The 24,108-nt window shown below is 71.6% G+C and carries 16 protein-coding genes; 2 read left to right on the top strand and 14 right to left on the bottom strand.

Going from position 1 to position 24,108, the window contains the following annotated elements; translation table 11 throughout:
- Positions 1–111 precede the first annotated feature (111 nt).
- Together AC24HA_RS13970 and AC24HA_RS13965 are read right to left on the bottom strand one after the other, a co-directional pair.
- On the bottom strand, positions 112–1,302 hold the full coding sequence (locus tag AC24HA_RS13970; RefSeq protein WP_487563642.1) for an APC family permease: 1,191 nt from the start codon (positions 1,300–1,302) through the stop codon (positions 112–114).
- A gap of 115 nt (positions 1,303–1,417) precedes the next feature.
- Positions 1,418–3,163 carry a heparan-alpha-glucosaminide N-acetyltransferase domain-containing protein gene (locus tag AC24HA_RS13965; RefSeq protein WP_425709828.1) on the bottom strand — a complete coding sequence of 582 codons (1,746 nt, stop codon included), beginning with the start codon at positions 3,161–3,163 and terminating at the stop codon, positions 1,418–1,420.
- A 291-nt stretch (positions 3,164–3,454) separates the two neighbouring features.
- On the opposite strand from AC24HA_RS13965, the gene AC24HA_RS13960 reads away from it, so the two are divergent.
- The gene (locus AC24HA_RS13960; RefSeq protein WP_425709827.1) at positions 3,455–7,042 is read left to right on the top strand and encodes a metallophosphoesterase; all 3,588 of its coding nucleotides are present in this window, start codon (positions 3,455–3,457) and stop codon (positions 7,040–7,042) included.
- Between the two features lie 418 nt (positions 7,043–7,460).
- The gene (locus tag AC24HA_RS13955) at positions 7,461–11,177 is read left to right on the top strand and encodes a metallophosphoesterase family protein (RefSeq protein WP_425709826.1); all 3,717 of its coding nucleotides are present in this window, start codon (positions 7,461–7,463) and stop codon (positions 11,175–11,177) included.
- Between the two features lie 396 nt (positions 11,178–11,573).
- Here AC24HA_RS13955 and AC24HA_RS13950 read toward each other — a convergent pair whose 3' ends face one another.
- The 12 genes from AC24HA_RS13950 to AC24HA_RS13895 all read right to left on the bottom strand — a co-directional run bounded on the left by AC24HA_RS13950 (position 11,574) and on the right by AC24HA_RS13895 (position 24,107).
- Positions 11,574–12,422 carry a fumarylacetoacetate hydrolase family protein gene (locus tag AC24HA_RS13950; protein ID WP_425709825.1) on the bottom strand — a complete coding sequence of 283 codons (849 nt, stop codon included), beginning with the start codon at positions 12,420–12,422 and terminating at the stop codon, positions 11,574–11,576.
- Positions 12,423–12,427: 5 nt separating this feature from the next.
- Positions 12,428–12,805 (bottom strand): RidA family protein, encoded by a 378-nt coding sequence (locus AC24HA_RS13945; RefSeq protein WP_425709824.1) that lies wholly within the window; start codon positions 12,803–12,805, stop codon positions 12,428–12,430.
- Between the two features lie 12 nt (positions 12,806–12,817).
- Positions 12,818–13,930, bottom strand: coding sequence for an alanine racemase (locus tag AC24HA_RS13940; RefSeq protein ID WP_425709823.1), 1,113 nt, complete (start codon positions 13,928–13,930; stop codon positions 12,818–12,820).
- A gap of 58 nt (positions 13,931–13,988) precedes the next feature.
- Positions 13,989–14,834 (bottom strand): PIG-L deacetylase family protein, encoded by an 846-nt coding sequence (locus tag AC24HA_RS13935; protein WP_425709822.1) that lies wholly within the window; start codon positions 14,832–14,834, stop codon positions 13,989–13,991.
- A gap of 124 nt (positions 14,835–14,958) precedes the next feature.
- Positions 14,959–16,614 (bottom strand): ABC transporter ATP-binding protein, encoded by a 1,656-nt coding sequence (locus AC24HA_RS13930; protein WP_425709821.1) that lies wholly within the window; start codon positions 16,612–16,614, stop codon positions 14,959–14,961.
- A gap of 1 nt (position 16,615) precedes the next feature.
- A complete protein-coding gene (gene opp4C, locus AC24HA_RS13925; protein ID WP_425709820.1) occupies positions 16,616–17,521 on the bottom strand; it encodes an oligopeptide ABC transporter permease in 906 nt (301 codons plus the stop codon).
- The gene (locus tag AC24HA_RS13920; RefSeq protein WP_425709819.1) at positions 17,518–18,477 is read right to left on the bottom strand and encodes an ABC transporter permease; all 960 of its coding nucleotides are present in this window, start codon (positions 18,475–18,477) and stop codon (positions 17,518–17,520) included. Before AC24HA_RS13920 ends, opp4C begins: the two co-directional genes overlap by 4 nt.
- 4 nt (positions 18,478–18,481) lie before the next feature.
- Complete coding sequence (locus tag AC24HA_RS13915) at positions 18,482–20,098, bottom strand: ABC transporter substrate-binding protein (protein WP_425709818.1); 1,617 nt, start codon at positions 20,096–20,098, stop codon at positions 18,482–18,484.
- Positions 20,099–20,166: 68 nt separating this feature from the next.
- Positions 20,167–21,012 (bottom strand): fumarylacetoacetate hydrolase family protein, encoded by an 846-nt coding sequence (locus tag AC24HA_RS13910; RefSeq protein ID WP_425709817.1) that lies wholly within the window; start codon positions 21,010–21,012, stop codon positions 20,167–20,169.
- A 13-nt stretch (positions 21,013–21,025) separates the two neighbouring features.
- Positions 21,026–21,538, bottom strand: a complete 513-nt coding sequence (locus AC24HA_RS13905; protein WP_425709816.1) for a hypothetical protein — start codon at positions 21,536–21,538, stop codon at positions 21,026–21,028.
- Positions 21,535–22,551 (bottom strand): Gfo/Idh/MocA family protein, encoded by a 1,017-nt coding sequence (locus tag AC24HA_RS13900; RefSeq protein WP_425709815.1) that lies wholly within the window; start codon positions 22,549–22,551, stop codon positions 21,535–21,537. Before AC24HA_RS13900 ends, AC24HA_RS13905 begins: the two co-directional genes overlap by 4 nt.
- Positions 22,548–24,107: an N-acyl-D-amino-acid deacylase family protein gene (locus AC24HA_RS13895; protein WP_425709814.1), complete on the bottom strand. Its 1,560-nt coding sequence runs from the start codon at positions 24,105–24,107 to the stop codon at positions 22,548–22,550. The genes AC24HA_RS13900 and AC24HA_RS13895 overlap by 4 nt, the downstream gene beginning before the upstream one ends.
- Position 24,108: the final 1 nt, after the last annotated feature.

The following is a 24,108-nucleotide window of genomic DNA, read 5'->3' as shown; positions in this document are numbered from 1 at the left end:
CTCCCGGCGACCGAGCGAACCCCCTCCCCACCAGTGAGGGGACTTTCCTTCGCAGGCTCCCGACCGCAATCTCGGCGGCTCCCAACCGCAATCTCGGCGAACGAGGCGGGGTCAGGTTCGTCGTCGCGAGACGACCACCGCACGCCCGACCAGCCCGACGGCGAGTACCGCGAGCCCGGCCGCGAGCGAGGTCCAAGGCAGCGTCGCGACGAGGACGACGCAGCCGACGAGCCCGAGCACCTGGAGCGCCGGTGGGTACCGGCGGTCGGCACCCCGCTGCGTGAGTGCCGCGAGGTTGGCGACCGCGTAGTAGACGAGCACCCCGGTCGAGGAGAAGCCGATCATCTCCCGCAGGTCGACGAGCAGGACGGCGACGGCGACGAGTCCGCCGATGACCATCTCCACCCGGTGCGGCACCTTGTGGACCGGATGGACGGCTTCGAGGGCGGCCGGAAGGTCGCGGTGGCGTGCCATCGCCAGCGCGGTGCGCGAGACGCCGGCGAGCCCGGCGAGGAGCGCGCCGAGGCAGGCGGCGGCCGCGGCCACGCGCGCGGCCACGCCGGCCCACGGACCGAGGCCGGCCGACTGCGCGGCGTCGACCAGGGGAGCGGAGGAGGCGGCGAGACCGGCCGGGCCGAGCGTGGCGAGCAGGGTGAGCGCGACGACGGCGTAGAGGACGACCACGGCTGCGAGCGTGGTGACGATGGCGCGCGGGATGGTGCGCCGCGGGTCGATGACCTCCTCGCCGAGGGTGGCGATCCGCGCATAGCCGGCGAGCGCGAAGAACAGCAGGCCGGCGGACTGGAGCACCCCGTAGGCGCCGCCCGGGGAGTCCCAGGTGCCGAGCGCGGCGCCCGGGTCCACGCCGCCGCCGAACCACGCGGCCGCGAGGACGACCGCGAGCAGTGTGAGGACGAGGCCCGCGATCGCTGCCGCCCCGCGGGCGGTGCGGGTGATCCCGCGCAGGTTGACGGCGGTGAGCGCGACGACGGCGACCGCCGCGACCGGCCGGGACCACTCGGGCGGCACGGCGTAGACGGCGAACGTCGTGGCCATCGCGGCGGCCGAGGCGGTCTTGCCGATGACGAATGCCCAGCCCGCCGTGAACCCGGCCCACTCGCCGAGGCGCTCGCGACCGTAGACGTACGCGCCGCCCGAGGTGGGGTAGGCGGCGGCGAGCTGTGCGGTCGAGGTCGCGTTGCACAGAGCGACGATCACCGCGAGGGCCAGCCCGAGGAGCAGGAGTCCGCCCGCGGCCGCGGCAGCCGGAGCGAACGCGGCGAAGACCCCGGCGCCGATCATCGAGCCGAGCCCGATGGAGACGGCGCCGGGAAGTCCGAGGCGGCGGTCGAGGGAGCCCGGCGGGCCGCCCGACGAGACGGTGGGTGGGGCGGGCGGCTCGGTCACGCCGGTGAGGCTACGGGCGCCGGGTGTCCGGCGGGTGACCGTGGATCGCTGCTGGAGTGGGCGCCGGCTCGGGTGTGAACGCGGGTGCGGGCGTCGGGGTGGACGTCGGCGCGGGCGCGTCCGGACCGGCGCTCCCTGAGCCCGGGACCCGAGATCCGGGACCGGCGTCCGTGCGCGCGGCCCGGACCGACAGGCCGTGCATGAGCCGCTCCAGCGGCCCGCGCCCCAGGGTGAGGTACCAGGCGAGGCAACCGACCGCGAGACCGCCCGCGAGGATCGCGAGCGCCCGGTTGCTCTCGCTGTGGGTCGCGAACGTCTCCGGCCACCAGTCGATCGCCACGACGTGCGCGGAGTACGCCGTCAGCGACATCGTGCCGATGGCCCGGATCGGCAGGAGCGCGACGTGGACGAGGCGCGGCAGCAGCAGGCAGGCGGCGAGGATCGCCAGCGCGACTCCGCCGGAGCCGAGCATCTCCACCACGGAGGCGCTGTGCGCCTCGGAGGCGTAGTGGTCGGTGGAGGAGGGCCACACGAGGTTCGAGTCGAAGCTGAGGCCGGGGATTCCAGGGACGTGCCACGGCTCGTCGGAGGTCGATCCCTCGGGCATGCCGGTGGAGCCGATCTCGGTGTCGATGACGGCGGGCGGGTTCGAGCCGGTCCAGCCGAACTGGACGGACGACTGCTCGCCCGGGTAGGGGTCGTCGGCCGTCTCGCCCGCGAACGAGACGGAGTCCGAGGCCGCGTCACGCAGGAGTGCGCCGCCCCCGTAGCCGACGCCTGCCGAGAGGATGCCTGCGCCGAGCAGGATGAGCAGGATCTTCCAGCTGCGCATGTCGAGCCGCGCGACGCCCATGCCGACCAGGACGAGGCCGTACCAGACCAGCCCCGGGTAGAGGCCGAACATGGCGTCGAGGACGGCTCCGTTGGCGCCCCACGAGTCGGTCACCATCCCCGCGCCCTCGAGCACGGTGAACAGGTAGGGCATCCCGACGGCGGAGACCACCAGCCAGACGCCGCCCGTGACGAGGAGCCGTCGCGCCCGCCACCGGTGGAACGGCAGGGAGAACATGAACCAGACGGCGTAGAAGCCGAGGATGAGCGCGACGAAGGTGTCGAGCATCGCCAGCGCGGCGGCGATGGCGAGCAGGAGCACGGCCCGGACGAGGATCCGGGTGCGTGACTGCAGGGCCCGCAGGCCCGTGTAGGGCGTGCGGCCGCCGGTGAGGATGCCGAGCGAGACGCCCGCCAGGAGGCAGAAGAGGATCGAGCTGCGGCCGTGCGCGAAAGCGAGCCAGCCGGACAGGGTGGACAGGTCGTCGGTCGTGTGCCCGACGTGCGCCGTGACCATGCCGAGCACCGCGATACCCCGCGCGAGGTCGAGCCCGACGAGGCGGGCGGTGCTGCGCGGGGCGGCGGGGCCGTTCGGCGGGGCGTCGGCGTCGGCGGTGGTTCCGGGCGGGGAGCCGGCGAACGGCGGTGCCTCGGAGCGGTGCGCGGCGGACCAGGGCGGCCTGGGTCCGACCTGTGACGGCGCCCCGTTCGACACGGCGGTCCCCGGGTAGGAGGTCGCCGGTCCCTGGTTCGACGTCGGCCGGTCGCTCGGTGGTGACCACGGGCTCCCGGCGTACGGGTCGGTCGTCGGTCCGCCCGCGGGCGCCGGTGAGCTCGCGCCAGGGTAGGGCCAGGCGGACGCCGCCGCGAGGGGTGTGCCCGCGGGCGAGGTGGCGGGCGTGTGTGCCCCAGGCGTCTGGCTCATCCTGCGAATCCTGCCGCGCGAGGGGCCCCGCGCACGACCTCTGCGGGTGCCTCGAGCGGGGGAGCGCTCCCCATGTGCTCCCCCTCACCGACGAGCGAGCGCCGAGCGCGTACCGGTCTGGCGGGTGACCGCCCCGTGACCGCGCGACCGGCCCTGCATAGCCGCGTTCTTCGTGTCGTCGCAGGTCAGTTCACCGTGAGGTCACCCGCTCGACGCCGACGAGACGCAGTCGGGGCGCACCGTACTGGGGCCGGACGGTGACGCCCGGCTCACCCCTCAAGGAGAAGATTCATGAATCACGTCAGATCGCGCCGCATCGCGGCGGCCGCGCTAGGCACCGCGCTGGTCGGTGTCGCGCTACCGGCCGCGGCTCTGCCCGGGCCCGCCGACCTCGAGCCCGACGAGCCGGCACTCGTGGAGGGCGAGGTCGACGGACCCGTGCTCCCCGCCGAGTGGGAGGCCGCCACGGCCACCCCCGAGCAGGAGGCCGCCGGTGAGCCCACGCTCACTCCCGGCGACGGCACCCGGATCTCCGGCACCCAGACGCTGGTCGCCGGCCGGACCGCAGCGGACGACCCCGTCGAGCAGATCTCCGTCAACGGTGAGGACGTTCCTGCCGCCTCGACCCTCGGGGGCGAGGACGACGCCATGTTCCAGGTCGACATCGCCTCGAACTCGATGGACCGCAGCTACGGCAACTACCTGGTCGTGAACGGCACGCGCATCACGATCCTTGACACGTGGGTCAACGCGACGACACAGATCCCGGTCCCCTACGAGCTGCTCGTACACGGCGAGAACACGATCACGCTGGGCACCGGCACGCGCGCCAGCAGCTGCGGCATCAACCACGACGACTTCGACGCCGACGACTTCCGCCTCACCCTGGCGGACGGCACCGAGGTCCGGGACGACGCGAACCCCGACAGCATCATCCTCGGCGACGGCAACTGCGGATCGAACGCGACCCGTGCCCGTTCCGTCGACCTCACCTTCACCATCGACGCCGAGCAGGGGGACGAGTCCGGTCTCCTGCACGCCCTCGACTCCACGGCGCTCGAGGACGGGGAGCACGAGGTCGCCGCGACCACCGCGGCCGGCGCGACGACGACCCACACCTACACGGTGGACAACACCGGGCCGGCACTCGTCTCCTCCACGCCCGAAGCGGGCTCGACCCTCGTCGGGGACGCCGTGGTCGCGGCCGAGGTCGCCGACGACGCCGGCATGCGTGGCGAGACGACCCTCACCCTCGACGGTGAGCCGGTCCGGATCGGTCAGACGCTCTCCTCGGACAGCCTCGCGGCCGGTGAGCACGAGCTCGTCGTCGAGGCCACCGACGAGCTCGGCAACGCCGCTCGCCACGTCGTCCCGTTCACGTCGGCCTCCAACGCTCCCACCGTGGGAGCGATGAGCCCGGAGAGCGGTACCGCGGACGTCGGGGACGCCGTCGAGCTGTCCGTCGACGTCGTGGACCCCAACGGGGCCGACCTCGAGACGACCTTCTACGCCGCCGAGCCCACCGCCCCGACCGCTGCCGCCCAGGGAACGGTCGGGGAGCTGCCGCTCAGCCAGCTCGACCTCACGGGTCAGGAGGAAGCGCCGGTCGACGCGCTCCTGCCGGGTGACGGCGAGCTCCTGCGCAGCCCGGCGGGCGAGGACGTGACGTTCCAGCGCTTCGACGTGCCGGTCGAGACCGACGCCGACGACGAGATGGTCGTGTCCTGGTCCGGCGAGGTCGACCCGGCCCGCGGCGCGCGGCTGTACGTCTGGGACACGGCCGAGCAGGGCTGGCAGGAGGTTGACGACGTCCGCGGCGCCGACGAGGGTGAGACGCACCTGAGCGGTGCCGCGCAGGCCGCGCACGTCGACGACGGCGAGGTGCACGTGCTCGTCGAGGGCTACGACCCGTTCGCCGACGACCTCGCGGACGAGCCCGACGACGCGTTCCGCGACCCGGAGACCTACGACTTCTCGCTCGCGCACCTCACGGACACGCAGTACTACGCCGAGGGCGCCTCGGAGCGGGAGACCGAGGAGGAGCGTGCGCTGTTCGCCGACTCCTACCGTGGCATCGCCCAGTGGATCGCGGACAACGCCGACGAGCACAACATCGCCTATGCGTTCCACACGGGCGACATCACGGAGAACAACATCCTCCTGACCGACGACGAGGCCTGGAACGCGCAGGTCCGTGCGGAGTTCGAGTTCGCCGACGAGATGCAGTCGATCATCGACGACGCGGGCGTGCCGAACGGTGTGCTGCCCGGCAACCACGACAACGTCTACGGGGCAAACCACGACCTGTTCAACGAGTTCTTCGGGCCGGAGCGGTACGAGGCCCTGTCCGAGAGCTGGGAGAACGCCGAGTACGGCGGGCCGTGGCGCGAGGGCGACAACTCCGCGCACTACGACCTGTTCACCGAGGGCGGCCTGGACTTCATCGCCGTGCACCTGCCCTACTTCGCCACCGAGTCCCAGCTCACCTGGGCGCGTGAGCTCCTCGCCGAGCACCCGGACCGCAACGGGATCCTGGCCTCGCACGAGTACCTGGGCGCCTCCTCGGCACCGGACGGACGGGGCGGCGCCTACGGTGGTACCGACGGTCAGCGGATCTACGACGCGGTGGTCTCCCAGAGCCCGAACGTCTTCCTCACGCTCGCCGGGCACATCCACGGCGTGACCACCAACGTGCGCACCGACGTGGCCGAGCCGGGCCACAACGTGGTCGAGATGCTCGCCGACTACCAGGCGTTCGAGGTTGACGGCGAGCGCACCACCGGCTTCTTCCGTCTGCTGCAGTTCGACGTCGACCGGTCCGAGATGACGGTGGACACCTACTCGCCGCGCCTCGACGAGCACGGCGCGAACGAGTACGACACAGGCGAGCGGTACGACGCGACGGCGGACGAGTTCACCGTTCCGGTGGACCTCACCTCGCGCACCACCTCGATCGCGACGGACGCCGTCTCGGTGGCGGTCCTGAGCGACGAGGCGATCGCCACGGACACCGTCGAGGGCGAGGGCACCGCGACCGCCGAATGGACGGGCCTGGCGCCCGGCACGACGCACGGCTGGTACGCGGTGGCGGAGAACGCGACCGGCGGTCGCGCGGTCTCGCCCCTGGCGACCTTCACCACCGCGGGCGAGCCGGGTGAGGAGCCGGAGAACCCGGAGGAGCCGGGACCCACGCCGCCGGCGGCGGGCGTGGGCTTCCACCTCAACGACGGGTGGGACGCAGCGGCCGAGCACGAGTTCTCCTACGGCCGCACCGGTGACGAGGTGCTCGTGGGGGACTGGGACGGCGACGGCAGTGACACGCTCGCGGTGCGCCGCGGGAACGCCTACTTCCTGACGAACTCCCTGTACGGCGGGAACGCGGACGTCGAGCTGGCCTACGGCCGTGCCGGGGATGTCGTGCTGGTCGGTGACTGGGACGGCGACGGCGTGGACACCTTCGCCGTGCGCCGTGGCAACAGCTACTTCGTGTCCAACAGCCTTCAGAGCGGCTGGGCGGACGCCGAACTGGACTACGGCCGGGCCGACGACGCAGTTCTCGTGGGTGACTACGACGGCGACGGCGTGGACACCTTCACGGTGCGGCGTGGGAACACGTACTTCATCGCCAACTCGCTGACCGGTGGTGACGCCGATGCCGAGCTGGACTACGGCCGGGCCACGGACGAGGTGTACGTGGGTGACTGGGACGGCGACGCGACGGACACGTTCGCGGTCCGTCGGGGGATCACGTTCTTCGTCTCGAATTCGCTGACCTCGACGACGGCGGAGATCGAGCAGGACTACGGCCGCACCGGCGACGAGGTCTTCGTCGGCGACTGGGACGGCAACGGCACCGACACCCTCGGCGTCCGCCGCTGACCACCTCTCACGAGTGAGGGGAGTTTTCCGCGAGTGCGGGAATCTTCCCCACGAGTGAGGGGAGTTTTCCGCGGGTGAGCGGACGTCCTCCCCGCAAGTGAGCGACGTCCGTCGACAGCAGTGAGCGCCGCCCGGACCACGGTCCGGGCGGCGCTCACCCGTTCGTCATCGGGCGGAGCGGACCGAACCCCGCTCACTCGCCATCGGGAGCGACGAGCCGGGCATCGACCGTGTGGGCCTGGCCCCTCAAGAAGGCCTGCGGTACCATGCGCACTCGCCTGATCTCTGTCGATATCGGTGCACCGGCAGGTCAGTTCACGAGTTCTACACCGGGCGGTCGGCACGGGTTGTCCATCGGCGGGCAGCCTGGTTGTACCGGTCGCTAACCACGGTTTCGCCTCCGAAGGAGTTCCGACCGATGGCTACTCGCAGACCGCGTCGCCTCACGGCGATCGCCCTCGCCTCACTGATGGTGGGTGCCGCGCTTCCTGCGGCGGCTGGCCCGGGCGCCGCTCTCCCCGCGGTGGCGGCCCCGGGCGCCGTACGGTTCGAACCCGCCGAACCCGCCGACGACCAGGGCGGGTCGGCCGGTCCCGTCCTCCCGCTCGAGCACGAACCGGCGACGGCCGGCCCGGAGCAGGAGGCGGCCGGGGCGCCGACGCTCACGCCCGCCGACGGCACCCGGCTCTCCGGGCGGCAGACCCTCGTCGCGAGCCCGACGTCGGGGACCGACCCGCTCGAGTCCATGTCGATCGACGGTGAGGACGTCCGGGCCCGCACGACGCTCGGCGGAGGCGAGGACGCGCTCTTCCAGGTCGACGTCGGCAGCAGCTCGATGTCGCTCGGCTCCGCCAGCTACTTCGTCGTCAACGGCACCCGGCTGACGAACGTCGAGACCGACGCGGGCGAGCCCACCCGCGTGGAGGTCCCGTACGAGCTCCTCGTCCTGGGCGAGAACCACATCACGATCGGCGCCGTCCCACGCCCGGGCGCGTGCGGCATCGACGTCGATGACCTCGTCCTCGACGACTTCCGGCTCGTCCTCGCCGACGGGACGGAGATCCGGGACGCCGCCAACCCGGACGACGTCACGGTCGACGTCGGCAGCTGCATGTCGACCACCGCTCGGAGCGCCACCCAGGACCTGACCTTCACCATCGGGGGCGAGGCGACGCCCGGCTCCGGCCTGCTGCACATGTTCGACACGAGCGGCGTGGGCGACGGCAACTACGCGGTCACCGCCACGACGGCTTCGGGTGCCATGACCACCCAGAGGCTGATCGTCGACAACACGGGACCTGCGCTCGTCTCCTCGACTCCCGCAGCCGGCGACGTCGTCGTCGGCGAGTTCACGATCGGTGCGGAAGTGGCTGACGACGCCGGTGTGCGTGGACTCGTCGAGGTCTTCCTCGACGGCGACCCCGTGCAGCTTGGCCAGACGATCAGCACCGACGACCTCTCGGCGGGCGAGCACGAGCTCGTCGTCGAGTCCGGCGACCAGCTCGGCAACGCTTCGGGTCACGTGGTGCCCTTCACCGCCGCGCCGGGCTCGCCGACGATCGGGGCGATGAACCCGCACAGCGGTGCGGTCGTCGACGGTCCGAGCGCCGACCTGTCGGTGGAGGTCACGGACCCGAACGACTCCGACGTCGCCACCACCTTCTACGCCGCCGACCCCACGTATCCGGACGCCGCATGGCAGGGCGTGGCCGACGAGCTGCCGTTGGACCAGCTCGACCTCACCGGTCAGGAGGAGGCAGCGACCGACGCACTGCGCCCCGGGGACGACGAGGTGCTGCGCAGCCCGGCCGCCCAGGGCGTGACCTATCAGCGCTTCGACGTGCCCGTCGAGGCCACCGACGATGACGACCTGCTCGTCTCCTGGTCCGGTCAGGTCGACCCGGCCCGCGGCGTCCGTCTGCACGCGTGGAACGCCCAGGACCTCGTGTGGGAGGAGCTCGCCGACGTGCGCGGCCAGGTCGACGGGGACACCCACGTGTCCGGCTCCGCCACCTCGGACCACGACGACGCCGGCGAGGTCCACCTCCTTGTCGAGGGCTACGATCCCTTCGACGACGACAGCGACGATGCCCCCGACGGCGAGTTCCGCGACCCGTCGACGTACGACTTCTCGCTCGCCCACGTCTCGGACACCCAGTTCTACTCCGAGGGCGCGGTCGGTGCCTCCGGCGGCGAACCGGGCACCGTGCCCGAGGACGAGCGCGAGCTGTTCGCCGACTCCTACCGTGGCATCGTCGACTGGCTCGTGGAGAACGAGGACGAGCACCGCCTCGCCTACGCGTTCCATACCGGCGACCTCGTGCAGAACCACACCATCGCCACCGACGACGAGGAGTGGATGGGGCTCATCCACGACGAGTACCGGTTCGCGAGCGAGATGCAGTCGATCCTCGACGACGCCGGAATCCCGAACGGCACCCTCCCGGGCAACCGCGACAGTATCTACGGCGCGAACAACGATATGTTCAACGAGTACTTCGGCCCGGAACGGTACGGGGCGCTGTCCGATGGCTGGGAGAACGCGGAGTACGGCGGACCCTGGCAGCCCGGTGACAATTCGGCGCACTATGACCTGTTCACGGCCGGGGGCCTGGACTTCATCGCGGTCCACCTTCCGTACTGGACCTCGGACGCCCAGCTGACCTGGGCGCGCGAGATCCTCGCCGAGCACCCCGACCGCAACGGCATCATCGCGACGCACATCTACATCCGCTCGTCGTCGTCACGCGACGGGCGCGGCGCGGCCTTCGGCACTCCCGACGGTCAGCGGATCTTCGACGCGGTCGTCTCGCAGAGCCCGAACGTTTTCCTCACGCTGAACGGCCACATCGGCGGGGTCGGCACGAACGTTCGGACGGACGTGGCCGAGCCCGGGCACCACGTGGTCGAGCTGTTGGCGAACTACCAGAACTACGAGGTCGACGACCTGCGCGCCACTGGGTTCTTCCGGCTGCTGCAGTTCGACGTGGACCGGTCCGAGATGACGGTCGACACCTACTCGCCGCGTCTCGACGATCACGGCGCGACCGAGTTCGACACCCACAACCGCTACAACGCGACGGCGGACGATATGACGCTCCCCGTCAACCTCACCTCGCGGACGACCTCGATCGCGACGGACGCCGTCTCGGTGGCCGTGCTGTCGGACGAGACCATCGGTGCCGACGAGGTCGCCTCGGGCGAGACGGCGTCGGTCGAGTGGACCGGTCTGGCGCCCGGGACCACGTACGGCTGGTACGTGGTGGCGGAGAGCGAGAACGAGGACTCGGCCGTGTCGCCGGTGGCGACGTTCACGACGACGGGTGACGCCGGTGAACCGGGGGAACCGGGGGAACCGGGGGAGCCAGGTGAGCCGGGTGAGCCGGGGGAGCCGGGGGAGCCGGGGGAGCCGGGGGAGCCGGGGGAGCCGGGGCCGGGTGAGTCGGTGGTGCCGGCGCCGGGGATCGGGTTCTTCCTGAACAACGGTTGGGATGGCGTTGCGGACGTGGTCTTCGAGTTTGGCCGCGTCAGCGATGAGGTGTTCGTGGGGGACTGGGACGGGGACGGGACCGACACCCTGGCGCTGCGCCGGGGGAATGCGATCCACGTGACCAACGACCCCGCCGCGGCGACCGCGGAGCCGGCGTTCACGTACGGGCGTGCGGGTGATGTGCTGCTGGCGGGGGACTTCGACGGCGACTCGGCGGACTCCTTCGCCGTGCGGCGGGGGAACGAGTACCTCGTGCTCAACACCCTCGTGTCCGGCGATGCGGACGTCGAGGTGGCCTACGGGCGAGCTGATGACGAGGTGCTGGTCGGTGACTGGGACGGGGACGGCCTGGACACCTTCACGGTCCGGCGGGGCAATGGGTTCTTCGTGGCCAACGAGGTGCGGGACGGGTGGGCCGACCAGGTCATCTCCTACGGCCGCGCCGGCGACGTCGTGCTGGTCGGTGACTGGGACGGTGACTCGGTGGACTCGTTCGCGGTGCGTCGTGGGAACGCGTACTTCGTGAAGAACGAGATCGCCGGCGGGTACGCGGACATCGAGCTGACCTATGGCCGCGCCGGTGACCAGGTGCTCGTGGGTGACTGGGACGGCAACGGCACCGACACTCTCGGAGTCCGCCGCTGACCACCTCTCACGAGTGAGGGGAGTTTTCCACGAGTGAGCGGACGTCCGCTCCACCGATGAGCGCCGCCCGGACCGTGGTCGGGGCGGCGCTCATGTATCGGGCAGGCCCCGCACCCATCAGGATGCGGGGCCCGCCCCTCGTCGTCGTGCCCGGCGCCGGCCCGGTCTGGTCGGTGAGTCAGCGAGGTAACCACCGAGGCAGTTCCCCGGGGGGACTGCCTCGATGGTTACCCGATTGACTGGGCGACGGCGACACCGCGCGACACCGCGACCCGCTCCCCGATGAGCAGAAGTCCGCTCACTCGCCACTCGCCACCCGGAACGCACCGCGCTCACTCGTCAGGTGGAGCGGACCGAACCCCGCTCATTCGTCATCCGGAGCGGACAGAAGTCCGCTCACTCGTCGGAGACGAGGCGGGAACGCTGCTGGCCTAGGCCGGACACCCCCATCTCCATGACGTCCCCGGCCGCGAGGTAGGGGAAGCGACCCGACAGCGCGACGCCCTGCGGCGTTCCGGTGCTGATGAGGTCGCCGGGCTCGAGCCGGACGTACTGCGACAGCTCCTGGACGATGGTGGGCACGTCGAAGATGAGGTCGGCCGTGGTCGAGTCCTGCCGCGCCTGCCCGTTCACCGTCGACCAGATCCGCAGGTCCCCCGGGTCCACCTCGTCGGCGGGGACGAGCACGGGCCCGACGGGGCAGAACGTCGGCGCGGTCTTGCCCTTGGACCACTGTCCCAGCGAGGTGACGAGTTGGTGCTCCCGCTCCGAGACGTCGTTGCACACGACGTACCCGGCGATCGCGGCCTCGGCCTCCTCGCGCGAGGTGAGCCGACTCGCGGCGCTCCCGATCACCACGCCGAGCTCGACCTCCCAGTCGACCTTCTCGGCGCCCGGGGGGATGACGACGTCGTCGAAGGGCCCGACGACGGTGTTGGGGTGCTTGAGGAAGACGATGAGCTCGCTGGGCGGCTCGGACCCGGACTCCGCGGCGTGCGCCGCGTAGTTCTGGCCGATGCAGAGCACCGCGGTGGGACGGGCGATCGGCGCACCGACGCGTTCGCCCTCGACGTCCACCTGGGGCAGCTCCCCGGCGGCGAGCGCGCGGGCGACGCGGCCGATCCCGTCGTCCGCGAGGAAGGCGCCGTCGATGTCTGTCGTGAGGCCGTCCAGCGCGTAGGTGGTGCCGTCCTGCCGGACGACGGGCCGTTCGCTGCCGGCCGCGCCGATGCGCATGAGCTCCATGCGCGTCACGCGCCCGGAGACAGGGCGACGACCGCATCGATCTCGACCAGGAAGCCGCTGAGGTCGGCCTGGATCGACGTGCGCGCCGGGTAGGGCTCGGACAGATGCTCCTTCGAGACCTCGTTGAACTCGGGCCAGTCGGCCATGTCGTTGAGGTAGACGCCGATGCGGACCGCGTTCGTCATCGACGTGCCCGCCGCATTGGCGACAGCCTCGAGGTTGGCGAACGTCTGCCGGACCTGGTCCGCGAACGTCTCACCGACCAATTTGCTGTCGGCGTCGAACGGGCCCTGCCCCGCGAGGAACAGGAAGCCGCCGCTGACGATGCCGGACGAGTAGGGGCCGGCGGGTGCCGGTGCGGTGGGTGCTGAGATCTGCTGCAACGTGGTTCCTTCCTAGTGGCGGCCCAGGACGGGCCAGACGTCGACGACGATGCCGCCGTCGACGGCGAGGACGTGGTCGTGCATGTTCGTGAGCCCGCAGGCGTGGTTCGGGCGGATCCGGACGAGGTCACCAACCCTCAGTGGCGATGCGCCGCGGAGCACCCCGTGCTCCTCGTAGCCGGTCGCCAGCACACCCCCCGAGTCGGAGACGACGGTGCCGATCCTCCCGTCGCCGTGCAGGGAACCGTCCGAGCTCATGGCCTTGATCCCGGCGTCGACGACGACCGGATCGCCGCGCTGCGTGCTGACGACCCGGCTGAGCACGGTCGACGCGGTGTCGGCAGGGTCGACCGTGCCGATGGCGACCTGGTTCTCGTCGCCGTAGACGTACGTGCCCGGGCGGGCCTCGGTCACGCCCGCCGCGCTCGGGGCGGAGCGCGCGCCGGCGGTCGAGCCGACCGAGACGCTTTCGGGCGCGAGCTCGTCCGCCCGCAGCCGCTCGGCGACCTCCGCGAGCAGCCGACCCGCCGCCGTGCCGACCTCCATGCGGCGCTCGGGGTCGGCGCCGAGCCCCTGGACGTGCCCCTCGTGCGTGAAGACCCCCTCGAGCATGAGCCCCGGCAGGGCCGCGAGGCGCCGGGCGACCGGCAGCGCGTCGTCGGGGTCGACCCCCGTGCGCCGCAGCCCGGTGTCGACCTCGAGGCGGACCTCGACGTCGACCCCCTCGGCGGCGGAGGCCTCGGCGAGCGGACGGGCCGACTCGAGCGAGTCGACCCCGACGATCAGCCGCGTGCGCCGGGCGGCGCGCAGCGCCGTCCCGACGCGGTGGGGACCCACGGGCGGGTACGCCCAGAAGACGTCCCCGATCCCGGCGTCGACGAGCGCCTCGACCTCCGCCGCCGTCGCCGCCGTCAGCCCGACCGCCCCCGCCTCGAGCTGCATGCGCGCGACCTCGGCGCACTTGCTCGTCTTCCAGTGCGGGCGCAGAGCGACGCCGAAGTCGCGCGCGACCTGCGCCATCTGCGCGATGTTGCGACGCACCGTGGGCACGTCGATCAGCACCGCGGGGGTCGGCAGCTCGTCGATCGGGCGCCCGACGAGGTCGGGCAAGGCGGTCGTGGTCACAGACACTCCAGGGCTGATGGTCGTGGTCGTGGTCGTGGTCGTGGTCGCGGTCGGACGATCAGTCGACCGGGAACTCCCGGCGCACGTCGAACTGGGAGTACGCCACGTGGCGCGTGAGCGGGTCGGCCGCCTCGGCGTACTCCGTCAGCGGCAGCAGCGACCGGGTCTCGGCGCGGAACCGGACGTAGGGCTCGGCGAGCGCCACTCCGGCGGAGCGTCCGAACTCGCCGTTGCTCGCCTCGATGAGCTTGCGGGCGAACGGGCCGTCGTAGCCCTGGCTGGTGAAGCAGTCCATCGCCGCGATCTTGCGACCGACGACCGAGCTGATGTCGATGAAGAGGTCGTTGCGGACGCCGTAGGTGGACAGGGCGTCGCTCGCCATGACCGGGAGGCCGCCGAGGAACACCTGCTTGACGTTGACCTCCTCCTTGCCGTCGATGTTCTTGAGGAACTGGGACGCCCGGTCGAGCGCGGCGATGAGCGTCATCGTGGCGATGGTGTGGGCGGAGTTCGTCACCGCGGGGTTCTGCGGGTAGTCGGCGATGATGACGTCCGGCCGGTGCTTGGCGATGAGCTCGGCGACCTCGTCGACCATGTCCTCGCGGACGACGCTGATGGCGTCGTCGTGGTCGAGGAACTCGATCGTGCCGATCCCGACGAACTCGGCGGCGCGGCGCAGCTCGCCCTTCTTGTTCTCGATGATCTCCGCCCGGTCGGCCGCGAGGAGCGCCTGGTCGGCGTCCGACTTGCGTGCCTCCTCGGCGTAGACGTTGGGGTGGATGCGGCCGCCGTGCGTGAGGATCACCGCGACGATGTCGTCACCGGCGTCGGCGTGCAGCGCGAGCGTGCCTCCGCAGTTGGTGATGGTGTCGGCGGGATGGGCGTAGACGGTCATGACGCGCATGGGTGTGCTCCTTGGTCGGACTGCTTGGACTGCTTGGACTGCTCGGACCGATCAGGCTGATCGGACTGCTCGGGTGGATCGGCCAGCTCGAACTGCGCCGGCCGATCGGACTACTCGGACGGTGTTAGACGGTGACGGTGTGGCGGGCCCGCTGACGGGCGGGGTCGGGGATCGGCGCGGCGTCGATGAGGCGGCGCGCGTACGCGGTCTGCGGGTCGTTGAGGACCGAGCCCGCCTCGCCCTGCTCGACGATCTGCCCGTGCTGCAGGACGACGACGCTCTCCGAGAGCAGCTCGACGACCGCGAGGTCGTGACTGATGAAGAGGCACGAGAAGCCCAGGCTCTGCTGGAGCTCCTGGAACACGTCGAGCACGGCGGCCTGGACCGAGACGTCGAGCGCGGAGGTCGGTTCGTCCGCGATGAGCAGCTCGGGATCGAGCGCCAGTGCGCGGGCGATGCCGACGCGTTGCCGCTGGCCGCCGGAGAGCTCGTGCGGGAAGCGCGTGCTCCACGCGGCGGGCAGCTGCACCTGCTCGAGCAGCTCGACGACCCGGGCGCGGCGCTCGGCGCGGGACATCTCGCGCCGGTGCGCCACGAGCGGCTCGGCGACGCACTCGCCGATCGTCATCCGTGGGTTGAGGGACGACGCCGGGTCCTGGAAGACCATGCCGTAGTTCGCGCGTGATCTGCGCGCGGCACCGCCTCGCAGGTCCTTGAGGTCGACGTCGCCGACCCGGATGCTGCCGGACGTGATCGGGGCGAGCCCGACGATCGCCTTGCCGATCGTCGACTTGCCCGATCCCGACTCGCCGACGAGCCCGACGACCTTCCCCTCGGGCACCGAGAAGCTGACGCCGTCCACCGCGGTGATGCCATGCTTGCGCCAGCCGCGTCGGTACTGCACGACGAGGTCCCTCACCTCGAGCGCGGTCGGTTCCGCGCTTTCCGGCCCGCCGTGCTCCGCCACCTCGCCCGACGGCTGGGGGACGGCGTCGAGCAGCTTGCGCGTGTACGGGTGCTGCGGGGAGGCGAAGAGTGCCTCGGCCTCGCCCGTCTCCACGACCTTCCCGTCCTTCATCACGACGATGCGGTCGGCCATGTCGGCGATCACTCCCATGTCGTGCGTGATGAGCATGATCGACAGGCCCCGTCGCTCGCGGAGCTCGCGGAGGAGGGTGAGGATCTCCGCCTGGATCGTCACGTCGAGGGCCGTGGTCGGCTCGTCGGCGATGATGAGGTCCGGGTCGTTGATGAGCGCCATCGCGATGACCGCCCGCTGGCGCATGCCGCCGGACCACTGGTGCGGGTACTGCTTCGCCCGGTCGGCGGGGTCGGGCACGCCGACCCGCTCAAGGGTCTCGACCACGCGTGCGCGTGCCTCCGACCGGGAGGCACGCGGGTGGTGGATCCGGTACGCCTCCGCGATCTGCGCGCCGATCGAGATCACGGGGTCGAGGGTCGTCATGTGGTCCTGGAAGACCATGGCGATGCGGCGTCCGCGGATCCTGCGCATCCGGCCCGAGCCGAGCGTGGCGAGGTCGACGCCCTCGAAGTCGATGCCTCCGCCGACGATGCGCGCGCCGGGTGGCAGGATCCTCAGCACGCTGAGGGCGGTCATGCTCTTGCCGGAGCCGGACTCGCCGACGACGCCGACGATCTCCCCCTCGTTGACCTCGAGCGCCACGTCCTCGAGGATGCGCGCCTTGCCGTGCGGGGTGGCGATGTCGAGCGTGAGGTCGCGCACGGCGAGCAGGGGCCCGGATGAGGTCTCGTTCGTCATGTCAGCTGTTCTTCCGCGGGTCGATGGCGTCTCGGACGCCGTCCCCGATCGCCATCGCCGACAGGACGGTGACGGCGATCATGAGACCGGCCGGCACCCACAGCCACGGCATGGACGACAGGACGGTGAGGGACTGCGCCTCGTTGAGCATGTTTCCCCAGCTCGACTCCGGCGGCTGGACGCCGGCGCCGAGGAACGACAGGGAGGACTCCAGCAGGACGGACTCGGCCACGAGCAGGGTCGCCGAGACCACGATGGGGGGCAGCACGCCCGGCACGAGGTGCCGGAAGAGGATGAACCCGGTCCGCGAGCCGAGCGCCCGGGCGGCCTGGACGAACTCCTCCTCGCGCAGGCTGAGGACCACGCCCCGGGCGATGCGGGCCGGCGTCGGCCACGCGAGTCCGGCGATGACGATGATGAGCATCGGCACGCTCGGGCCGATGATGCCGGCGAGGACGATGATCACCAGGACCGGCGGCACCGACAGCATGATGTCGATGACGCGGCTGATGATCCCGTCGACGATCCCGCCGAACCACCCGGCGACGACGCCAGCGAGCGTGCCGATCACCACCGCCATGAGGGCGGCGAGGAAGCCCACCATGAGGGAGATCTGACCGCCCGCGAGCAGGCGGCTGAAGACGTCGCGGCCGGTCGAGTCGGTGCCGAGCCAGTGCTCGCCGGACGGCGCCTGCCGGGTGTTCGTCAGGTCGATCTCGTTGGGCGGGTACGGGCTGATGAACGGGGCCAGCGCGCTTGCCAGCACGATGATCACCAGGGCGACCACGCCGATCACCGCGGCCGGGTTCTTGAGGAACCGACGCAGGGCGAGCTTGTCCGGCGAGGACTCCTGCGGGGTCGGGGCGAGGTCGACGGTCGAGGCGGGGAGCTGGTCGTTGCTCGTCATCGTGCTTTCCTCACCCTCGGGTCGATGATCGTGTAGGACAGGTCGGCGATGAGGTTGCAGATCAGGACGAGCACCGCGATGTACAGCCCGAACCCGATGAGGACCGGGTAGTCGCGCTGCCCGAGGGCGTCGATCGCGAGCTGCCCCATCCCGGGCCACGAGAAGATCTGCTCGAGCACGACCGCGCCGGACAGGGCGACCGGGATCGTCATCGCCAGCACCGTGACGAGCGACATGAGGCTGTTGCGCAGCGCGTGCCGCAGCGCCCGCGCCTGGGTCCCGCCTTTCGCGATGATCGTGCGGACGTAGTCCTTGTTCAGCTCCTCGAGCACGCCGCTGCGGACGTAACGGATGAAGTTGGCCGCGTTGGCCAGCGCGAGCAGGCCGACCGGCATGACCATGTGGCGCAGCAGGTCGCCGATGTCGTCCCGGCCGCTGCTGTACATCCCCGAGGAGGGGAGCCAGCCCAGCTGCACCGCGAAGACGTAGATGGCGAGCATGCCGAGGAAGAAGCTCGGGACGGCGATGGCGACGACGCTCACCGAGCTGATCGTGTAGTCCGCGACGGTGTTGCGTCGCACGGCAGCGATGACGCCCGCCGGGATGGCGACGATCAGGCCGATGGTCATCGCGCTGCCCATGAGCAGGGCGGTCGGGCCGAGCCGGTCGGCGAGCAGCTCGCCGACCGGCCGGCCACCGTTGTACGAGTATCCGAGATCTCCCGTCATGAGCCCGCCGAGCCAGTGCCAGAACTGCACCACGACCGGCTGGTCGAGACCGAACCGCTCGCGGACCGACGCGATGTACGCGTCCCGCTGGGCCCCCGCCAGCTCCGGCGGCACCATCATCTCGATGGGGTCACCGGGCGCGAGCCGGGTGAGGGCGAACAGTCCGACGGCGATGAGCAGGAAGACGGCCACGCTCGAGAGGAGACGTGGGACGAGAGCTCTCAGCATGCAATCAGTCCGTCACGGTCCACTCGGCGGCGTTCCAGAAGCCGTTGGCGAAGTCGCCGTGCGGCTCGAAGCCCTGCAGGCGGTCACTCACCGCCCAGGGGGTGTCGGGGACGTAGAGCCACAGGTAGGGCACCAGCTGGTTGTCGAGGCGGACGGCGTCCTGGTAGATCGTCTCGCGCTCGGCCTCGTCGGCCGTGACGGCACCCTGGTTGAGCAGCTCGTCGAGCTCCTCGTTGCAGAACAGGGACGTGTTGCCGCCGGCCGGGAAGATGGCGTCGCAGCGCAGGGCGTTGGCCGAGACCGTCGGGTCGGGGGTGTACGTGCCGCCGCCCGAGATCATGAGGTCGTACTCGGCGTTCTCGATCATGCTCAGCTGGTTCGCCTCCTCGATCTGGTTGGCCACGACGTTGATGCCGATCGCGCCGAGGTTCTCGATGACGACCTGGACGGCCGCGTCACGGTCGGCGGTGCCCGGGATCCAGCTGATCCGGAGCTCCTGGTCGAAGTCGAAGCCGGCCTCCTCGAGCAGGGCCGTGGCCTCCTCGGGGTTGTAGTCGTAGGTCTCGAGGTCGTCGGGGATCGCCCAGGGCGTCATGATCGTGCTGTTGAGGACCTCGCCGTGGCCCCCGAGGATCCCGTCGATGATGCCCTGGCGGTCGATGGCCATGAGGAGTCCCTGGCGGACCCGCTCGTCGTCGTACCGCTCGAAGTTGACGAGCAGGCGGAGGAACCCGGGCGACGGCGCCGAGCTGACGGTGACGCCGTCGAGCCCCTCGACCGTCTCCAGGTCCTGCGGCGCGATCTGGACGAGGTCGGTCTCGCCCGTGGCGAGCTGGGCGGTCGCGACGTCGCTGGTGAGCATCTGGAGGTAGAGCGTGTCGATGCCGACCTCTGTCCAGTAGTTGGGGTTCGCGTCGAGGACGACGTTCTGGTCGACGTTGAACTCGCGCATCACGTAGGGCCCGGAGCTGACGGGGGGCAGGTCGAAGAACTCGTCCTCCATGATCGAGGCGGGCTCGACGTCGCCCAGGACGTGCTCGGGGAGGATCCCGAAGCCGCTGCCGAACAGGGCGAGAAAGCCGGGGGTGGGCTCGGTGAGGTTGATCGTCACGGTCTGGTCGTCGTCCGCCACGATGCCCTCGAGCGTGTCGGCCGCGCCCTCCTGGACCTCGTCGAAGCCCACGACGCCCTGGAAGGGCGCGGTGTTGGGGCTGGCGACGTCGGGGTTGGCGAACAGGTTGTACGTGAAGACGACGTCGTCCGCGGTGATCTGCTCTCCGTCGCTCCACTCGAGCCCGTCGCGCAGGTGGAAGGTGTAGGACGTGGCGTCGTCGTTCACGTCCCACGACTCCGCGATCCGGGGGACCGGCTCGAAGTCGGGTCCCACGTTGAACAGGGCGTCGTACACCAGCGTCATCGTCAGCTGCTCGGCACCCTGCCCGGGTGCCAGCGGGTTGAACTGGACGGGGGACTGGTACAGGTAGAGGTTGGCGGACGTCGGGTCGCCCCCGTCCGATCCGGCCTCGCCGCCGCCGTTGTCGTCGCCACCTCCTCCGCAGGCGGTCAGCAGGGCTGTGGAGAGGCCGAGTGCGACGGCCGTCCTGGCGATTCGTGATCGCATGATTGCTCCTCGTGGTGGGTGGAACAGCCTGATCTGCGTCGATCAGGCCCGGGGGCTCCGGGCGGCGGCTACGCCGCCACGACTGGGGTGGTGAGGGACCCGAGTCCCTCGACCGCGGCGACCATGGTGTCGCCGGGCTGGAGGAAGACGCCGGTGGTGGCACCGACGCCGGACGGTGTGCCGGTGAGAATGATGTCCCCCGGGTTGAGGGTCATGAGCCGCGAGCTGAACGACACCAGCTCGGCGACGGTGTGGACCATGTCGGACGAGCTGCCCTGCTGCATGACCTGGCCGTTGAGCTCGAGCGTGAGCCCGAGGTCCTGGGGGTCCGGCACCTCGTCGCTGGTGACGAGGTAGGGGCCCAGGGGCGCCGAGCCGTCGAGCCACTTGCCCTCGAGCCAGTCGAAGAAGCCGGTCATGGCCTCGCCGTCGCGGGGCACGCCCAGGTCGAGGCTGCGCGCCGAGATGTCGTTGCTCGTGGCGTAGCCGAACACGTGGTCCAGCGCGTCGCCCACCGGCACGCCCTGCGCGCGCCAGCCGATCACCGCGGCGATCTCCACCTCCCAGTCGAGCTGGGTGGTGATGGGATTGAGGGCGACCGGGGCGTCCGGGCCCGTGATCGCCGTGTCGGGCTTGAGGAAGAGGCGCGGCGTCGCGGTCGTCTGCTTCCGCGCCTCGAAACCTGCCTCCTTGACGTGCTCCTGATAGTTCGCGGCGACCGCGAGCACCTTGCCCGGCGCCAGCAGGGGAGCGAGGAGGCGCGCGCCGGCGAGCGGGCGGCGCCCGACCTCCGTCGCGCCGGTCTCGCCCCGGACCACGGCCGCCAGGTCGCCGTCGCCGGCCACGACGATCTCGTCACCCTCGACGTACCCGTGCCGGACGGTGCCGCCGTCGTCGAACGTCAGCCACTTCATGTCCTGTTCTCCCTCACCAGTTGGTCGTTACCGTGCGGCCCGACCGCGCGGAGTCGGCGATCGCGGACAGGGCGTCGGTCGTGTCCTCCGGCGGGACCTGCGCGCCGGGCACCCCGAACGGCACCCGCGTGGTCCCGGCCGCGGTGCGGACGTCCAGCAGCGGGCGCAGCAGGTCCACGACCACGGAGCCGTGCGTGCCGACGAGCCGGATCGCCGCGTAGAGGTGCTCGCCGCCGTCGCCGTCGACGAGCGAGAGGTGCGCGCTCACGGCGATCCCGTGGCTCGCCCGCCCGAGGAACGTCGTCGCGCCCCCGTCCGCGGCGGAGTGCGCCTGGAAGTCGACCGACGTCGGGCCGGTCGCGGCGCGCAGGACGCCGATCGCGTCCGGGCCGAGCACGCTCAGCGCGTCCCCCTCGCCGACCGCGACGACGTCGAGCGCCGCTGCCCGCAGGAGCCCGAGCTCGCCGGAGTGCATCGCCGCGAGCGCGCGGACGAGTCCGGGCCGGGTGGTGAGCGTGCCGGTCATGCCGTTGCTCCGATCGTCATCGTGCGGCCCTCGCGGAGCGAGGCCTCGGACGCGGCGGCGACGTCGACGGCGTGGATCGCCGCCGACACGGGTGGGACGACCTCGACCTCGCCGCGCGCCGCGGCGGCGAACGCCTCGAGCTCGCGGACGAAGGTGCGGCCGCCGGAGCCGTCGACGCCCCACGCCGTGAGGCCGGTGTCGGTCCAGGCGAGGACGCCCTCGGCGTCCCACGAGCGTGAGAGGACGCCCTCGGTGCCCACGACGGTGAGCTCCAGGTAGCCGGCGCTGCGGGGGAGCTCGCCGCGGCTGATCTCGCACACCCCCGAGGCACCGCTCGCGAAGCCGAGGCCCATGACCAGGTAGTCGTGGATCTGGAGCGCCTCGCTCGTGGCGTGCTGCCCGACCGAGAAGACGCTCGTCGCCGGCTCGCCGATCCACCAGCTCGCGAGGTCGATGAGGTGGACGCCGTTGTGCAGCGAGTGACCGCCGGAGAGCTCGGGGTCGAGCACCCAGGCCTGCCAGCCGGGCCAGATCCAGCCGCCGTTCATGACGACGCGGACGAACCGCGGCGTGCCGATGTCGCCGGAGTCGATGACCTCGCGGATCGCCAGGCTCTGGTCGGTGAACCGGTGGCTGTGGCCCACGGCGAGCGCGAGGCCGCGTGCGTCGGCCTCGGCCGCGACGCGTCGCGCACCCTCGGGCGTCAGCGCCAGGGGCTTCTCCATCAGCAGGTGCCGACCCGCCGTGAGGACCTGGAGGCCGAGCGCCTCGTGCGTCATGTTCGGGGTGCAGACGATGACGGCCTCGACGGCGTCGTCCGCGAGGAGCTCGTCGACCGACCCGTAGCCGGCGCACCGCTCCGTGTGCGCCACCTCGGCGGCGCGGTCGGCGTCCAGGTCGCACACGGCGACGAGCCGTGCGCCCGTCATGGTGCGCAGCGCGGCCATGTGGGACAGCGCGATCCCGCCGACCCCCACGATCCCGACGCCCAGGGGCGTTCCTTGCTCGGTCACTGCTGGCCCTTCCTGATGAGAGTGCCCGGACGCGCACCGGTGCGGCGCCCGTGCTCGGTGACGGCCGTGCCGCCCACGTAGACGTGGTCGAGCCCCACGGAGGTCTGCGCCGGCTGGGCGAACGTCGCCGCGGAGTCGAAGGTGAGGTCGTCGAGCACGACCAGGTCGGCGCGGTGGCCCTCGACGATGCCGCTGGTGAGGCCGGCGCGCGCCGCCGGCGCGGTGGTGAGGCGTCGGACGGTCTCGCCGACGGGCGTGCCGCGTCGCCGCATCCGCCGGTAGCCGGCGGAGAAGGCGCCCCAGGAGCGGGGGTGCGCGACGGACGACAGGTGCGTGCGGTTCAGCGCCGTGCCGTCGGAGGCGACCGAGATCCAGGGGGTGTCGAGCGCCAGGTCGACGTCGCTCCACCGTCCGCTCTCCACGGCGACGTCGACGAGCCCGTCGTTGGCCACCAGCAGGTCGGCGAGCCATACCCAGGGGTCGCCGTCAATCTCGGTCAGATCCTTGCCCACGGCCTCGGGCGTCGCCGTCGCCTTCATGACGAGGATCTGGTGGAGGGCGTAGCCGGCGGCCGCGAGGAGGTCGGCGATCGCGCCCGGAGAGGTGAGGCAGGCGTCGACGACCGCGTCCGGTCCGGCCGCGCGCAGCTCCGGAGGCAGCAGCTGGATGAGCGTGGTGTGTCCGTGGACGTACGGGTACGCGTCGGCCGCGATGTCCGCCGACCCCTGCAGCGTCTCGACGTGGTCGAGCACCTCCGGGAATCCGTCCTCCCCGCCGATGCCCCGCAGGTGCGAGATCTGCAGCCGCGGTCCGCCGTCGTGCACGGCGCCGGCCACCTCGTCGATCGACCCGCGCAGGGCGCTCGTGCGGTAGTCGCGCAGGTGCGCCGACAGCAGTCCGTCATGGGCGGCGACGATGCGCGCCACCGAGGCGAGCTCGTCGGCGCGCGCCGACTCGCCGGGGGCGTACATGAGCCCGAGGCTGACCCCCACGACGCCGGCCGCGAAGGCGCCGGCGACCTCGCGCTCGAGCGCGGCCAGCCCCGCGCCGTCGAGGGCGTCCGTGCTGGTGCCGGCCACGGCGAACCGCGCGGACCCGTGGCCGACGTGGGCGGCGACGTTGGTCGCGGTGGGGCAGTCGTCGAGCGCCTGGAGCCAGCCGGCGACGTCGCTCCAGGTCCACTCCAGGTCGGGCGTGACGTCGATGGTGCTGATGACCTTCTGCAGGCCGGTGAGGTCGGCGCCCACCGGGGCCGGAGTCATGCCGCAGTTCCCGACCACCTCGGTGGTCACGCCCTGGCCGATCCGGCTCTCGTTGTCCGGGTAGGCGAGCAGGCTGAGGTCGGAGTGGCAGTGGATGTCCACGAAGCCGGGGGCGACGACCCGCCCCGCGCAGTCGACGATCTCCGCGTCGTACCCGCCGGCGGGTCGCTCGCCCGCCGGGACGACGGCAGCGATCCGCTCCCCGGCGACGACGACGTCGCCGAGGAAGGGGTCACCACCGAGCCCGTCGGCGACGAGGCCTCCGCGCAGCACGGTCGTCGGAGTCGGGGACATG

The organism is Georgenia sp. Z1491, assembly GCF_057652395.1.
This window is presented reverse-complemented; position numbering and strand designations above follow the sequence as displayed.